General features: G+C 65.0%; 14 protein-coding genes. 8 read left to right on the plus strand and 6 right to left on the minus strand.

Annotated elements, in window-relative coordinates:
* Positions 1 to 209 precede the first annotated feature (209 nt).
* Positions 210 to 698: an NADPH-dependent FMN reductase gene (locus J5251_RS09810; protein ID WP_208575954.1), complete on the plus strand. Its 489-nt coding sequence runs from the start codon at positions 210 to 212 to the stop codon at positions 696 to 698.
* A 1-nt stretch (position 699) separates the two neighbouring features.
* Here J5251_RS09810 and J5251_RS09815 read toward each other — a convergent pair whose 3' ends face one another.
* Positions 700 to 1,242: a histidine phosphatase family protein gene (locus tag J5251_RS09815; protein ID WP_139005159.1), complete on the minus strand. Its 543-nt coding sequence runs from the start codon at positions 1,240 to 1,242 to the stop codon at positions 700 to 702.
* Between the two features lie 264 nt (positions 1,243 to 1,506).
* Between J5251_RS09815 and J5251_RS09820 the strand changes: the two genes are divergently transcribed.
* Both J5251_RS09820 and J5251_RS09825 read left to right on the plus strand, forming a co-directional pair.
* Positions 1,507 to 2,607, plus strand: a complete 1,101-nt coding sequence (locus J5251_RS09820) for a DUF1611 domain-containing protein (RefSeq protein WP_208575955.1) — start codon at positions 1,507 to 1,509, stop codon at positions 2,605 to 2,607.
* A 15-nt stretch (positions 2,608 to 2,622) separates the two neighbouring features.
* Positions 2,623 to 4,377 carry an ABC transporter transmembrane domain-containing protein gene (locus J5251_RS09825; protein WP_208575956.1) on the plus strand — a complete coding sequence of 585 codons (1,755 nt, stop codon included), beginning with the start codon at positions 2,623 to 2,625 and terminating at the stop codon, positions 4,375 to 4,377.
* 241 nt (positions 4,378 to 4,618) lie between these two features.
* Here the strand turns inward: J5251_RS09825 and J5251_RS09830 are convergent, their stop codons facing one another.
* From J5251_RS09830 to J5251_RS09840, 3 genes are all read right to left on the minus strand, one after another.
* Entirely contained in the window at positions 4,619 to 6,238 is a 1,620-nt protein-coding gene (locus J5251_RS09830; protein WP_208575957.1) for an HNH endonuclease signature motif containing protein, read from the minus strand.
* Positions 6,239 to 6,607: 369 nt separating this feature from the next.
* Positions 6,608 to 7,213 (minus strand): GNAT family N-acetyltransferase, encoded by a 606-nt coding sequence (locus J5251_RS09835; RefSeq protein ID WP_208575958.1) that lies wholly within the window; start codon positions 7,211 to 7,213, stop codon positions 6,608 to 6,610.
* Positions 7,214 to 7,304: 91 nt separating this feature from the next.
* Complete coding sequence (locus tag J5251_RS09840) at positions 7,305 to 7,694, minus strand: universal stress protein (protein WP_208575959.1); 390 nt, start codon at positions 7,692 to 7,694, stop codon at positions 7,305 to 7,307.
* A gap of 149 nt (positions 7,695 to 7,843) precedes the next feature.
* Here J5251_RS09840 and J5251_RS09845 point away from each other — a divergent pair, with 149 nt between their 5' ends.
* Genes J5251_RS09845 through J5251_RS09855 form a run of 3 tightly spaced genes read left to right on the plus strand, consistent with a single transcriptional unit; the run spans position 7,844 to position 10,992 of the window.
* Complete coding sequence (locus J5251_RS09845) at positions 7,844 to 8,878, plus strand: Bug family tripartite tricarboxylate transporter substrate binding protein (RefSeq protein ID WP_244250890.1); 1,035 nt, start codon at positions 7,844 to 7,846, stop codon at positions 8,876 to 8,878.
* A gap of 53 nt (positions 8,879 to 8,931) precedes the next feature.
* Complete coding sequence (locus J5251_RS09850; RefSeq protein WP_208575960.1) at positions 8,932 to 9,486, plus strand: tripartite tricarboxylate transporter TctB family protein; 555 nt, start codon at positions 8,932 to 8,934, stop codon at positions 9,484 to 9,486.
* Positions 9,487 to 10,992: a tripartite tricarboxylate transporter permease gene (locus J5251_RS09855; protein ID WP_208575961.1), complete on the plus strand. Its 1,506-nt coding sequence runs from the start codon at positions 9,487 to 9,489 to the stop codon at positions 10,990 to 10,992. It begins immediately after the preceding gene.
* Between the two features lie 89 nt (positions 10,993 to 11,081).
* Here the strand turns inward: J5251_RS09855 and J5251_RS09860 are convergent, their stop codons facing one another.
* Positions 11,082 to 11,504 (minus strand): hypothetical protein, encoded by a 423-nt coding sequence (locus J5251_RS09860; protein ID WP_139007273.1) that lies wholly within the window; start codon positions 11,502 to 11,504, stop codon positions 11,082 to 11,084.
* A 308-nt stretch (positions 11,505 to 11,812) separates the two neighbouring features.
* Here J5251_RS09860 and J5251_RS09865 point away from each other — a divergent pair, with 308 nt between their 5' ends.
* A complete protein-coding gene (locus J5251_RS09865; protein WP_208575962.1) occupies positions 11,813 to 12,718 on the plus strand; it encodes a phosphodiesterase in 906 nt (301 codons plus the stop codon).
* Between the two features lie 200 nt (positions 12,719 to 12,918).
* Here the strand turns inward: J5251_RS09865 and J5251_RS09870 are convergent, their stop codons facing one another.
* Complete coding sequence (locus J5251_RS09870; protein WP_432264424.1) at positions 12,919 to 14,337, minus strand: stealth family protein; 1,419 nt, start codon at positions 14,335 to 14,337, stop codon at positions 12,919 to 12,921.
* A 374-nt stretch (positions 14,338 to 14,711) separates the two neighbouring features.
* Here J5251_RS09870 and J5251_RS09875 point away from each other — a divergent pair, with 374 nt between their 5' ends.
* Positions 14,712 to 15,293, plus strand: coding sequence for a dihydrofolate reductase family protein (locus J5251_RS09875; RefSeq protein ID WP_208575963.1), 582 nt, complete (start codon positions 14,712 to 14,714; stop codon positions 15,291 to 15,293).
* The last annotated feature ends 79 nt before the right edge of the window (positions 15,294 to 15,372 follow it).

Genomic DNA, 15,372 nt, shown 5'->3' on the forward strand with positions numbered 1-15,372 from the left:
GGCGTATTGGAAAGCCTGATGATTCGTCCGCCCGACGCAGCGTCTGAGGGGACATGCGTTATTCAGTTGCTAAGGGTGCTGATTTGGTCATTCAGTGTAACGCCGAAGGAAAGCATTCGTCCATCATGCGAACAGGCGCCAGCGAAACCGGCTTTGTAACGTCCTGACACGTGCTCCCAACGGCCGGGGGAGAGGGGTAGCGTCCCTGTATGACCGTTACCGTAGTTGCAGGAAACCCGAAGCCGGACTCCCGAACCCTTGCCGCGGCCCGGCTCCTGGCCGAGCAGATCACCGGAGCGCCGGTGGACAATGCAGTCGACGTCATCACTTTGGGCCCTGGCCTGCTGGGGTGGGGCGACGACGCCGTCGCGGCGGCCGTGAAGACAGTCCAGTCCAGCGATCTGGTGATCTTCGCATCGCCGACCTTCAAGGCCACATACACCGGAGTGCTCAAGCTGTTCCTTGATCAGTTCGCCACCGGCGACGGGCTCAAAGGCGTTGTCGCAGTACCGTTGATGCTCGGTGCGGGCCCGGCCCACGCGCTGGCCCCGGAGCTGCTGCTCAAGCCGGTACTTGTTGAGCTCGGTGCCACGGTTCCTGTGCAGGGTTTGTACCTCGACGAGAAGTCCTGGGACGACCCGGAAAGCACGCGCGAATGGCTGGACCGGTGGACGCTGGTGATCCAGTCGCTGCTCTAGGCTAGCCGGCGACTTGCTCCGCCTCGAAGCCCAGCAGCAAGTCCGGATCCAGCTCGATGGCTTCGCCGTTGATGACATGGGCATGGGCTTCGCCCCGCAGGAGTCCCATAGTCACCCTGATGAGCGTGCCGTGCGCGACGACGATGATGCGCTGATCCGGGTTCGCATGGACCAGTTCCTGCAGCGTGGCAATGCTGCGTGCCGCTACTTCGGCTTCCGGCTCGGAGGCGAGGAGCACTTTGTCGATCTCGGGCCGGTCCATGCCCAGCAGGACGGTCCCTTCGGCGTCGCGGAAGTCCCGTTCGATCAGGCCCGGCAGAGTGCCGGAAATAGACAGCCCGACGTGCTTGCCGATGATCTCAGCGGTTTCGCGGGCGCGGCGCAAAGGGGATGAAACCAGAAGGTTCCATTCCTCCGTTGCCAGCTTAGCGCCGGCGTCGTTAGCCTGCCTGCGGCCCAACTCATTCAGCGGGATGTCCGTATGCCCCTGCAGCCGTCCGGCCGAATTCCAGTCGGTCTCACCGTGTCGCACCAGTGCCAGCACTTAGGCCTCCTCATGTCCAGTTGTCTGCATCAATCCTGCCCCAATGCGGTGCCAATAGGAAACGACGACGGCGCCTGGCGCGCGAGCGACGGGCAGCGGTCCGGGGCTTCCGGCCCGGCAGCAGAACCAGTTGAAATGCCGGGGCACGTGACATGACGGCAGGGTAAACGGTTCATGAGAGCACTCTCATCGGTACATCATGTCCCTTTCATATGGGTCGCGTTTAGTCGTAACTGGCAGCAAAACCCGACTCAGGAGAAGACCATGACACTCGTCGCCCACCCCAGCGAAGCACTTTCCCTCACCACCAGTACGGCGGTAGCCGCGGATCCCCTGCGGCTGCAGCGGGCCAAGAAGGCCTACACCACCCGTTTCCTCGCGGATCGGCTGGCACTCGATCCGTCAGGGTACGAACTGCTGGACATTGCCCCGGCCGCCGGCGATGTGGTGCTGGCCAAAGTGGTGGAAATCGGGAGTCACACGAAGCTGGAAAGCCCGGCCTCGCGCCGCCAGGCCATGTTCCCCGGCGACGAAATCCTGGTCTCCTTCGGGAACCGCTACGCGCCGGACCAGTTCCTCGCCGTGGTGCCGGATGACCTGAGCGAATGCAGCCTGGTGGCTGGCGGCGGACTGGCCGCCCGGGTCCTTGAACAGCACGCGGACATCGACAAGGCCACTACCATCCAGCCGATCGGCTTGCTCGCCAAGGACGGCGTGGTGGTCAACCTGCAGGACCTGGCGCCGCACGCCGTCAATCACGCTACGGAACTGCCCGGCCGGCCGCCGGTGATTGCGGTGCTGGGTACCTCCATGAATTCGGGCAAGTCGACCACGCTGGGCTGTCTGGTAAACGGGCTGGACGCAGCGGGCCTGCGGGTTTCCGCCGGCAAGGCGACCGGGACCGGCTCCGGCAACGATCCGCGCCTCTTCACGGACGCCGGTGCCCGCCTGGTGCTCGACTTTACCGACTTCGGTTTCCCCACCACTTACCTGCTGGACTACGAAACCGTGCGCGGCCTGCTGACCAGCCTCATCGACACCCTGACCACGGCCGAGTCCGATGTGATCGTGGTGGAGATTGCCGACGGCGTCTACCAGGGCGAAACGAGCAGACTGCTCCATGACCCGGTTTTCCACGCCGCCGTCGACCATGTAGTGTTCGCCGCCGCGGATGCGCTGGGCGCCACGGCGGGCATCGGAGTCCTGCAGGATGCCGGCGTTTCCGTGCCGGCGGTTTCGGGCCTGCTCACAGCCTCGCCGCTTGCCGCCCGGGAAGCCGCCGGCGTCATCACTACCCGCGTGATCAACACCTATGATCTGTGCAACCCGGCAACCGCCCTGGAACTGTTGCCTGCACGCAAGTAAGGGCAGGTGTGAAACATGCCTAGCAAGAAACTTCCGCCAGGCCTGCCCAGGCTGCTCAGTGGCCGCCGGCGTGGTTTGATGGCGATGCTGGTCGGTACCGGCCTGGCCATGGCGGCGGTGACCGGTGCCAGCGCGCTGCTGATGATGTGGTTGCTCGACGACGCCCCAGCAGGTGCCGGGAATATCGTCCCCCTCGTCGCCGGGCTGGCCGCGGCCGCGCTGGCCATCGGCGGCCTGCGGGCTCTCGAGCGTGTGCTGGGCGAGATGCTCGGCCAGGACTACATCCATCAGATCCGCAAGGGCCTGGTGAAATCCGCGCTCGCCACCGACCGGGGACCGTCGCCGGGCGTGACCATCGCGCGTAGCACCAACGACCTCTCCAGCGTGCGCAACTGGATTGCGATGGGAATCGCGCCGCTGGCCGTAGGCATCCCGCTCATCCTCGGTACTGCAGTGGCACTATGGCTGCTCGCACCGGGACTTGCCCTCGCCGTCGTCGTTCCCCTGGCCGTTCTGGCTGCAGGCTTGGCGATGCTGGCCAGACCGGCCTTTGAACGGGCGCGTGCCCTGCGGCGGCAACGCGGGCGGCTCGCGGCACGGCTCGCCGATACGGTCATGGCAGCCGGCACGATCCGCGCCGCAGGTGGCGAGGCGCGCGAGGTCAAGCAGGTGGACAAGGCCGGCCGCAGTGTGGTCGACGCGGCAGTGCATCGCGCCGCCGCTTCCGGTTCCATCCGTGGTGCCGCCGCAGCCGCCGCCTCGCTGGGCACCGCTGCCGTCGCCGCCGTAGGCAGCTGGCAAGCCATTCCGACGGCGACTGTGGCCGCCGCGCTGACCATCGTGGGCATCATCGCGGCCCCCATTGCTGACATGGGCCGCGCCGTCGAATACCGGCAGAACTTCAAGGCCGCACGCCGGATCCTTGGTCCCGCCCTCGCCGTCTCGGCAACGCAAGGAAATGAACGACGACGGCGGGTGGCCGCCTCCGCTGGCCACGCCACTGCGGTGGGTGCGACTGCGGTGGGTGTGAATGAAGTGGCTTCAAACGGGGAGGTGGTGAACGGAGAGCCGCTGAACGCTGAGGATGCGGGCACGCTCCTGGTAGCGGGCATGTCCGAGTGCCGGAACTGCCCCGTCCCGGAGCTTCGGGCCGGGCCGGGCCAACGGGTGCGCATTCGCTCCGCGGATCCGGCAGTGGAGACCAGGCTGCTGGAAACGCTGATCGGTGTGCGCAGTGATCCCGATGCGTTTACTCAGGTCGATGGCATATCGCTGCTGGACAGCGGCGGACGGGACCGGCGGCGGCTGGTCGGCTACGCCGCTGCCGGAGCCTATCTGGAGCGGGGATCGATCGCCCGCAGCGTGCGCTACCGCAGGCCTGATCTGGACGTGGCGGAAGGAACGGCCGCCCTGGAACAGGTGGGACTGGCCGGCCCTATTGCCCGGCTGGAGCGGGGCGAGCAGACCCTGCTCAAGCGCGGCGGCGAGCCCTTGTCCACCTCGGAACGGGCACGGCTGGTGCTGGCCCGGGCAATGCTGGGGGAGCCGCCGGTGCTTGTGATCAACCGGCTGGACGCGGATCTGGACCGGGACGGCAGAAAGATGCTGGCATCGGTTGTACGCGACTATCCCGGAGTGGTGCTGTTCGCCTCGGACGATCCGGACGCGCTCGCCGCCGGTTTCACCGAATGGTCCGTTGACTGTCCCCATGCCGGATTGGACCTGACCTGGGTAGCCGCGCGTCCCGCCGTCGTTCATGATGCGTACTGACTTCGATGATCGATGGCCTGTCCCAGGCGCACGGAGGCCGCGGTGCCGCGAATGAAGAACCTCGGCAAGAACGGCCCGCGGAACGTCGGAGGGCTCCCCATGAAGTACTGCGTGCCGAACGAGCACGTGGTCGTCGCTCCCTGACAACGAGCATGTCGTCGTCGCTCCCTGTCTTGGAACCTTGACTAACGACGGCGGCGTCTGACCTCTGGGGTGCGGTGCCGCCGCTAGGTGGAGGGTGTTAGAAGGGTGGTGGGGTGTAGAGGTCAGGTGGTGGTGGTTCGGTTGGTGGGCGGATGGACCAGCTGTTTTCGGGGGTGCTGGTCCATTCGTGGCCGGTCCGCGATTTCCAGGTGGTGCTGCCGTCGGGATACTGGGTGACTGTCCAGCCGCCGGCGTGCTTGGACATGTGCTCGGGTTTGCAGAGCGCTTTGAGATTTCCGAGCACGGTTTTACCGCCGTCTTCCCAGGCGACGGTGTGGTCGACCTCGCAGAACCGGGCTTCCACGCGGCAGCCGGGGCCGCTGCAGTGCCCGTCACGTAACCGGACGAGGCGTTTGAGCCATTCGGGCGGGTGCCGCAGGTCTTTCGCGGCCGCGACCGCGTTGCGGTACTCATCGGTCAGGACCAGCAACCAGGATTTCGCGAGGCCGGCAAGGTTGCGGGCCATGTCCGGCGGGATCGGCCCGTACCCGGCGAGTTCGCCGGGCTCCTCGCTCAACCCCGCCGCGGTCTCCAACGACAACGTGACCGCGACACTGGCCGTGATCCCCGCCCCAGCACCCGTCCCCGTCCCGGCACAGGTGCCCGTGCCGCTCCCGGTACCCTTGCAGGTTCCGTTCCCGGTGACTGTGCTGCCGTTGCAGGTGCAGCCGCCGGTGCGGGTGCCGGGGTTGAGGAGCAGGTCGGTGATGACGTCGGCGCGCAGCTGGGGCAGGGTCCGGGCTTCTTCGGGGCCCTGCAGCTTCTTCGCGAGGGCCTGGACGAGGTTGAACACCATGACTGCCTTGTCCGCGGCGCAGCGGAACCAGACTTCGGCCATCCCGTCATCCTGCGGCACGAGACCGGCATTGCGGGACCGGTCCGCGCGTTCGTGGCGCACGGTGAGGGTTTCCGGGTGCAGCCGTTCACGGGCCTTGCGGGCACGGGCCTGCACACTCTCCACCGTGATCTTGCCGGCCTGGGGCAGGACGGCGGCCTCGAACGCCGGCAGCAGGTCCTCGGGCAGGTCCTGGGAACCGCGGGCGATCGCGGTGGCCCGCGGCAGGTCCAGGTTCCCGGCGGCCATCGCCTCCACCGTGGCCGGCAGATGCCCGGACAGCTGCGCGGCCTCGGCCATGTCCTTCAGCGCGCTGCCGCGGGGCTGGGCCAGGGCCGCGGCGATCTCCGTCGCCGCGCAGGAGGAAAACCCGTGCGCGTTGCCGGTCTCGGCGCCCTCGGCCGGACGCAGCTCGGTGAACCGGTTCAACGCCTTCACCCGGCCCGACTGCAGCCACGCCACGGCCTTCGCCGACGCCTGCAGGTAATCAATGGTCCCGACATCATCGAGGCCTTCCGGATCAATCCGCTCCAGCACCGCGGCCAGCGCCGCCGGCGCCAGGGTCTCCCAGCCCTCCGGCAGACCCGGCACCTCCGGCAGGACCGCGGCCGCCGCCAGCACCGCGGCGGCTTCCTCGGCCGCTTCGTCGAACGGCCCGGTAAGACGGCCGCCGAAGGCCAGGTTCTCCCCGGCCCAGGCATCGAGCAGGAGTTTATGCAGCATGATTTCCAACAGCGAACTCCCCGCCAAACCGAGCGCCCGCAAACCACGGTCCCGGTCCGGCTCCGGCGCCGGTATGAAATCAAACTGGAAGCCATCCATACACCCACCCTACGAACCGCCTATGACAGTTTGTGAGCGCGCACACACCAAGACGTGAGGGAAACAGCGGAAAACGTTCCCACAGCTGAGCCTGCAAGGGCGGTCAAGGCGGCGTGATGCCCTAGGCATCCGAAGCTCGTGAAGCGGTGGGCGGCAGCGGCGAGAGACAGGCTGGCAGGGGCGTGGGACGCAGGGGCAGCGGCGCTTGCTGACGGAAGTTAAAGAGTTGGCGCCGGCTGGTTGGAGGTTGGGGGAAAACTCCGACCGGCCGGCGCCGCATCACTCGCACCTTTATGAGGTAACTTCACAGTAGGGCTTGTACTTGATTGTTAGCCGGGAGCAACCTGTGAATTGCCTGAGTATGGGATTTTAGATAGCTCGTTCGAGCACGTAGTCACGCAAAACCAAGCGGCCGGTGGGAAAGTTCATGCCGCCAACGATCCGGAAGCCGTTCCTGGCGTAGAACTTCTGGGCACGCACGTTTTCCTCGCTGACGGAGAGCCACACTGCGCGCGAACCGTTTTCCGCGGCGGCGGACAGGGTGGCGTTCATGAGCTGATGGGACAGGCCGCTGCCGTGGGCGTTGGCCCGCATATAGAACTTGCTCAGCATAGAGGTGGGCCGCAACGTCAGAGCCGCCTGGACTTCGACATCCAACGGAGGGGTGTGGATGAGCATGCTGTAGCCCAGCAACCTCTGGTCCGTGCGAGGACTGGATGCGTCGCCTGCGTCAGCATTCGGCTCTTCGAGCACCATTACCGTTCGTTCCGCATTAGCAATATAGCTGCTGAATCGGGCCTCGGTAAGATGCTCTGCGATGTAGCCGTTGATGTCGTCCTCGGTCATGATCGGAGGGCACGCCAGCGGGATAGTTACCGCGGCCAGTTCAGCGAGGACGGTGACGTCCTCAGCTGTGGCTTGGCGGATCGAAGCGTCGGCTGGCGGTGCGGGATTGCCGGTCGCAGATCCGGGCATGGTTGCAGATTCCACTGACAATAATCCCGCGTCTGGATGGATCGAATGGTTCACGGAACAATCCTAAGCGGGCGTCAACGCTCCGTTGTGATCACGCGCTGTACACAGCCTTCACCGCGAGCACAGGGGCGTTGGCCTGCAGCAGGATCTGCTGGGCGCTGCTGCCGAGCAGGAACTTGCCCACGGAGCTGCGGTGCCGGATCCCAATGATGATCAGCGACGGATCCAGTGCCTCCGCCATGTCCAGAAGATCACCCACGGCATCGCGGCTGCGCTCGTTAGGCAGCCGATAGCTGACGGCCACACCCTCAACCTCGGCAGGGAAGTCTGGCTGGCTGCCGCTGACAACTTCTTCATCATGAACGGTCCGGTCCAGATCAAAAACCACCAGGTCCTGACCGCGGAGCCTGGCTTCCGCGACGGCAGTGGTAAAGGCTGCGGTTCCTTCCCGGGAGCGGGATCGACCAACGAGAATAGTCATAAGTGTTACCTTTCGCCATTCGCCAGTTGCGACGGGTTTAGGTCACTCTGGCCGCGTGAAATAGCCTAAATTGGATCGGTTCTTCCAACGCACCTACGTTCGCAAGGTGAATGCGCCGCAAACAGCAATTCTAAGGAAGGTCGGGAATCATGGCATCCCCGAAGCCCCAACCCGGCGACTCCATGGCCGCGAGTGGCCGTTCCAGGAAACGGACCGTCGGTCTGACTGTCTACGGGGTACTCGCCGCCCTTGTCATCGCGGGAGCAGTCTTCACCTCCTCCCGCAGTGCAGCCGATGCAGAACTCCGCAGCAAGCTGACCCTTATTGCCCCTGCTGGTGCCGGAGGCGGGTGGGACACTTTCGCCCGTGAGCAGCAGCAGGCCCTGCGCTCCAACGGCATTGTGAACAGCGTTCAGGTTGTCAACGTTCCCGGCGCCGCGGGCACCATAGGCCTGGGACAGTTTTCCACCATGCACGGACAGTCCTCGACCCTGATGGCTACGGGCACCGTGATGCTGGGTGGCATCCAGCTCAACGACTCCCCGGTGGGAATGGACGACGTGCGCCCCCTGGCCCGGCTGGCCGATGATTACGACGCGATCGTGGTGCCTGCCGATTCGCCATTCAACTCCATCGATGACCTGATCGCCGAGTGGAAGAAGAATCCACGGGGATTCCCGTTCACCGGCGGTTCCATCGGCTCCATTGACCATCTGGTCATGGCGCAACTGGCCATGGAAGCCGGGATTGATGCCTCGCAGACCACATACATCCCCAACACCAGTGGCGGCGAAGCCCTGCAGACAGTCTTTTCCGATACTGCCAAGGCAGCCATCAGCGGCTACAACGAGTTTGCGGACCAGATCGAGGCGGGAAGAGTGAAGGTTCTGGCCATCTCGGCACCGCAACGGCTGGAAGGCATCGACGTTCCCACCTTGCTGGAGGAAGGCTACGACGTGCAGATGAGCAACTGGCGCGGGATGGTCGCAGCACCGGGGACCAGCGACGAGGACTTCGAGGAACTGCTGAGTATCATCACGGAGATGTCGCAGACGGAGGAGTGGGAAGACGCTCTGGCCCGCAACCAATGGGATAACACCTTTATGGTCGGCGAAGAATTCGAGGAGTTCATCGCCGTGGAGGAAAAGGAAGTCGCCGAGATCCTGGAAGGGCTGGACCTGTGACACATCCGGACAATCATACGCACACGGGTACAGCGCCCCCGGCCGGGGATGCTGTGCCTGCTGCCCGGGGCTTCTGGCACGGACGCAGCGGAATCGTCATTGCCGTCATACTGGCGGCGTTCAGCACCTATTTGCTGGTCGGCATATTCGACATGGACGTACCTTCGGGGGCGGCCTTCCCCGGACCGACGTTCTTCCCCGTACTGATCGTGGCGGCCGGCTACCTTCTTTCAGTGCTCCTGGCCGTCTTCACGATCAAGAATCCGGATCCACCCAAGCCGCCGCACTACGAATTCGAAGAGGATCTCGATCCGGACGTACGGGCCACGGCCGAAAAGGCAGCGGCCAGGAAGTACGCAACGTATTCCGACTGGTCCTCGGTTGCGGTGGCTATCGGCAGCTTCCTGCTTTTCGCTTTGCTGATGGAACCGCTCGGTTGGATCATCGCCGCCGCTGTTCTGTTCTGGGGAATGGCCCGCGCCATGGGGAGCCAGCGGCCGTTGTTCGATATCAGCCTGGCGCTGGTAGTCGCCTCGCTTGTCCAGCTTGCCTTCGGTGCCGCGCTGGGCCTCAATCTGCCCGCCGGGATCCTGGGAGGTGTGTTCTGAATGGATGCTCTGGCCAATCTGATGGAAGGCTTCAGCCTGGCGCTGACGCCGATGAATCTGCTCTGGGTAGTCGTGGGCGCGTTCCTCGGCACCGCAGTCGGGGTGCTGCCGGGACTCGGGTCCTCCATGGCAGTGGCGCTGCTGCTGCCGATGACCTTCGCGCTGGATCCGATCGGGGCGTTCATCATGTTCGCCGGGGTGTACTTCGGTGGGCTCTTCGGCGATTCCACCATGGCCATCCTGATGAACACACCCGGACAAGCCTCCTCGATCGCCAGTACGTTCGAAGGCCACAAGATGGCCAAGGCCGGCAGGGCACCGCAAGCGCTGGCAACCGCTGCCATCGGCGCCTTCATCGGCGGTATCATTGCCAGCCTGCTGGTGGTGTTCTTCGCCCCCGTCCTGGCCGATCTGTCCGCCAACTTCGGCCCGCAGGAATTCTTCGCGCTGGCTGTCTTCGCGTTCCTGGCCACCTCCTCGGTCGTCTCGGACTCGGTGATCAAGGGACTGGTTTCCCTGGTCTTCGGCCTGGGCATTGCCGTGCTCGGCATCGACAGCATCTCCGGTGCCGAGCGCTTCAGTTTCGGCGTGCCGGAACTTTTCGACGGCGTCAACATCATCACCGTCACCGTGGGCATCCTGGCCCTCGGCGAGGTGTTCCACGTGGCCTCGCGCATCCGGCGCGATCCGGCCGCCGTGGCCACGCCGTCCTCGGGCCGGCCGTACCTCTCCAAAGCCGAATTCCGTGAGGCGCTGCCGGCCTGGCTGCGCGGCACGGCGATCGGTGTACCTTTCGGGGTCATTCCCGTGGGTGGCGCGGAAGTGCCCACGTTTCTGGCTTACGGGGCCGAACGTTCGCTGGACCGCCGCCGCCGGAAGCCGATGTTCGGCAAGGGTGCCATCCGCGGGCTGGCCGCCCCGGAAGCGGCCGGCAACGCGACCACGGGTACCGCGATGGGAGCGCTGCTGGCGCTGGGCCTGCCGGTCTCGGCCACCGCGGCCATCATGCTGGCCGCGTTCCAGCAGTACGGGCTGCAGCCGGGCCCGCTGCTCTTTGACCGGGCCCCGGATCTGGTCTGGGCGCTGCTGGCCAGCTTCTTCCTCGGCCTGATCGTGCTGCTGATCCTGAACCTGCCCTTCGCGCGCTTCTGGGCCAAGCTGCTGCTGATCCCCAAGCAGTACCTGTACGCGGGAATCTCGGTCTTCTGCGGACTGGGCGTCTATGCGACGTCGGCGTCGGTGTTCGACCTGCTGATGGTGCTCGGCATCGGGGTGCTGGGCTTCCTGATGCGCCGCTACGGCGTCCCGCTGGCGCCGATCATGATCGGCATAGTGCTGGGTCCGCTGGCCGAAACCTCTATGCGCTCGGCGCTATTGTCCTCGAACGGGGACTACTCCGTTTTCGTGGACAGCCCGATCACCGTCACGCTGTACATCCTGCTGGCCGTCGCGCTGAGTATCACGGCGTTCAGCCGGATCCGTGCGCGTGCCAAGGCCGATGTTTAGCAAGATACTTACCCAGCGGACGACGGCGGCGCCCCACCTTTTGAAGGTGGGGCGCCGCCGTCGATCCCGGCTGTAAAGACGGTGGCCGGCTAGACCTTCAGCGACTTCTGCTTGCCCTTGGAGTCCAGGATCAGGGCCAGGGCGATGCCGAACATCCAGATGTCCTTGGCCAGGCCCGTTCCCTCGGCCGTGGGGCGGATGTTGTCATCCTGCGTCATGCCCGGGGTCTTGAGGTACATGCCGATCAGCGTGCCGGAGAACGCGGCGAGGCCCAGGCCCACCAGCCGGCTGGGGATGAACGGAGCCAGCAACGCGCTGCCGAGGGCGAGCTCGCCATAGCTGACATACTTGCCGAACTGCTCGGGCTCCATGTCCTTCACCTGGGGCAGAAGGTTGCCGGCCATGCCCTGCAGGCCCGCGGCGCTTTCCTTGTCCAGGTTCATTTTGCCTATGCCGGAATTGAGGATAAATCCGCCGGTGGTCAGGCGCAGGGGAATGTGGCTGAGCTTCATGTCAGGTCCTTCCGGTAGTCAGGCTCGGTCTCTTCGAGCGTACTTCCGGGGGCCCGCTCCTGCCAGTGTTCGGCGGGGCGGCTTCTGCCGCACAAGGGACGACCGCGCTGGGCAGCGGCGCAGGTTAGAGTTTGTTTCCGGCACACTTCGCACTGTTTTCCGTTGCTAATGCATAGGCCGCTGAGACTCAGTTAAGCGAAACAAACTGAAATGCCGCCGTGCGTTAACTTGCGGTTTGAGTCTCGTCTGCTTGGATGGAATGTAATAGGAAACGGGTATCCCGGTTCCGAAACAGCAGAAGGTTAGTGATGGATTACATCCACGCCGAGCATCCACGGCCTCACCATTTCATACTGCACATGAGCGACACCCATCTGGTGGGCGGTCCAAATCCCCTGTACGGACAGGTGGACAGCGAGGCCCGGCTCCAGCAGATCTTCACCGAACTCGAGGCCTCCGGCGCGCGTCCGCAGGCCATTGTGTTCACCGGAGATCTGGCGGACAAGGGCGAGCCGGAGGCCTACACCAAGCTCCGCGGCATCGTCGAGCCCGCCGCGGAACGGTTGGACGCGCAGGTCATCTGGGCCATGGGGAACCATGACGACCGCGCCAATCTGCGCACCGGATTGCTGGATCAACCGGCGGACATGTCGCCGCTGGACAAGGCGTACGACGTCGATGGCCTGCGAGTGATCACCCTGGATTCCACCGTGCCCGGGTTCCACCACGGCGAGCTCAGCGACAGCCAGCTGGACTGGCTAAAGGGGGAGCTGGCCGTGTCCGCGCCGCACGGCACCATTCTGGCTCTGCACCATCCTCCGGTGCCTTCCGTGCAGGACCTGTCCGTGCTGGTGGAACTGCGGGACCAGAGCCGGCTGGCCGCGGCGCTCGAGGATACGGATGTGCGGACCATTCTGGCCGGACACCTGCACTATTCCACCACCGCCATGTTCGCGGGCATCCCGGTGTCGGTAGCCTCGGCGACCTGCTACACCCAGGACCTGAATGTTCCCGTGGGCGGCACCCGCGGCCGCGATGGCGCCCAGGCCTACAACCTAGTCCACGTGTACGACGAGACGATCGTCCACTCGGTCGTGCCGATGGGTGACTACGCCACCGTGGGCGAGTACGTGTCCCCGGAAGAAACCCAGCGCCGGCTGGACGCGGCCGGCATCCGGATCCCGGAAAGCCGCCGCCTGCTCGCCCGAGTCTGACAACGACGGCGGCACTCACCTTGGCGGCTATGGCTTTTGCAGGTTGTGGCGATCGCCGACAAGTGGTCAGCCGGCTACTCGGTGGCGCGGGTAGTCAAGGCCTGCCGCAGGTAACCATACAACGAACCTAACGACGGCGGGCGCCCGCCCGCCGTCGTTAGGTTCCCGTGGCTTTTTAGCCACTTGGTTCCCAGGAGCCGCTATTTTTCCCAGGGCGCGGGGATCGGGAAGTACTTCTCGAGGAAGTCCGTGACGACTTCCTGCCGCTCCAGGGCCGGAACTTCCGGGAAGCTGCCGTCATTGAGGCAGAAGAAGTCATGGTTGCGCTTTTTGAGCAGCTTCGCCAGCGACTTCAGCCCCGAGTACATAGTGGTGTCGATGTACTTCACCTTGGCTTCGGTCTGCGTGACGGCGCGTCCGGTCAGCAGAGCGTAGTAGTGGTAGAGCGAGTTGGTGACCGAGATGTTGTCCTTGGCCCGGAAGCGGCTCGCCGCGGTGGCCTCGAACTCCGCCGCGAACTCCTTCTCCATTTCCAGCAGCACGCTCTTGCGCAGCGGCGCGGCGCAGTGTTCCAGATGCCGGGTAGTGATGCGGCCAAAGCGATCGTAGAGCAGCTTCCGGTTCACACGGGCGGCGTTCTCGAAGCCTGAGCGGTCCAAGTGGTTATCGCCCAACCCGATCCGGGTGGAGGCCTCAATGAACTTTGTGATGCCACCGGGGGAGAAGAACACGTGCGGACCCACCGCGCGGCCGAAGAACATGTCGTCGTTGGAGTAGAGGAAGTGCTCGCTCAGGCCCTCGATGTGCTGCAGTTGCGCCTCGACCGCCTGCGAGTTGTGCGTGGGCAGGACCGAGGGGTCCTTGAAATGCTCTTCGCTGCGCACAATGTTGATGGCCGGATGCTCGGCGTTCAGCCACTCCGGCACGGGGGAGTCGGTGGCGATGTAAATTTTGCGGATCCACGGGGCGAACATGTACACCGAGCGCAGGGCGTACTTGAGTTCGTTGATCTGGCGGAAACGGGCATCGGCGTCGTCGCCCTCGCCGAGGATGACCCCTTCCATCCGCTTGCGGCGGGCGGCCTGGTAGGCCGGATCGTTCCCGTCCACCCAGGAGAAGACGATGTCGATCTCGAAGTCGATGTCCGTGGCGTGGTCGGCGAACATGTTCTCGATGGTCGGCCAGTCCAGTCCGTACCTGCGCACGGTCCCGCGGACGGCTTCGGCGGCAGGGAGCGAGCGCCGGGTCAGCGAGTTTTCGATGGGCAGGATCAGCTTCTCGTCCTGCCACATCCACAGTTCCAGCTGGACGCCGGCCGACTGCCCGTAGACCAGTCCGCCGTTAGGTTCGATGCGGGGACGGTAGAGCCGGAAGATGCGGGCCTGGTTGCCCTCGGCGAGCCGGCCGTCGCCGACCAGCAGCGCGCGCTTTTTCTTGGCGTCCACCGTCATGGAGTAGAACGGTTCGTCCCGGCAGGCCTCGGCCAGCGCGTCCTGAAGATCCCGGCGGTCATCCCAGTTGATGGCGATGACCGGCCGGGCGTCATTGCCCCGGACCAGCAGGTAGCCGAGGCCTGCATCATCGAGTACGCCGCGGATGAACAGCAGGTCCTCCACCATCGCCTCATGCTGGGTGCGGTCCTGGTTGATGAGGGCATACCGGCGCTTGACCTTGACGACATCCTCGCGGTCACTCAAGCGTGCGACGGCGGCAGGAGAGGTTACCTCAACGACGTCGCGCTGGCTTTCCTCCGGTTCGGGGGCACCAAAGTAGGCATCCGAAATGTCACTGGGGGCAAGCGATTCGGTAATGGAAGTCTCCTTCTAGTTTGAGGGCAGGGCGTACCTACTCCATAGTAAGCCTGCTCATGCAACGGGCTCGATAGCCTGTCGCTGCGGGAGGACAAGAGCGCCGCCCCCGTGAATCTCGCTTCTGTTGATTTTAGGCCTATTGACGCTGCTACTATGGGCCCCCCAAAGCAAAGGAGCGCCCCGTGGGCAAGGTGGTCATGTACGGCTCGGTATCGGTGGACGGTTTCATCGCGGACGAGAACGACCAGCCCGGCCCGCTGTTCGACTGGTTGTCCAGCGGTGACGTGCCGTTGGACGAGAGCGGCGAGTTGAAGGTGTCGCAGGCGTCCTACGACTACACCCGGCCGTACTGGGACCAGATCGGGGTGACAATCGCCGGCCGCCACGTCTTCGACATGACGGACGGCTGGGACGGGAAGCCTCCGAGCGGGGTCGACCACGTGGTCGTCGTGACGCACCGGCCGAAGCCTGAGGGCTGGGACGCCGAGGCGCCGTTTCATTTCGTCCACGGCGTCGAGGCAGCCGTGGCCAAGGCACAGGAACTCGCGGGTGAGCGCATCGTTGAGGTCGCCGCTGGCGACGTCGGTGGCCAAGTGCTTGCCGCGGGCCTGGTCGACGAGGTGCGGATGGACGTTGTACCCGTCGTGTTCGGGTCCGGCAAGCGCTACTTCGGGTCGGTCCACGCGCAGCACCTGTTGGAGGATCCCGACGTGGTGATTCAGGGCAGCCGGGTGCTTCACCTGCGCTATCAGTTGCGCCGTTGACCGACCTGAGCGGGTACGGGAGACTCCCCGCCGACTTGCATCAAACCAACTCTCAGCTGTACCGCGGCCTTAGCACGGC

It is taken from the genome of Arthrobacter crystallopoietes (genome assembly GCF_017603825.1).
GTDB lineage: Bacteria > Actinomycetota > Actinomycetes > Actinomycetales > Micrococcaceae > Crystallibacter > Crystallibacter crystallopoietes_B.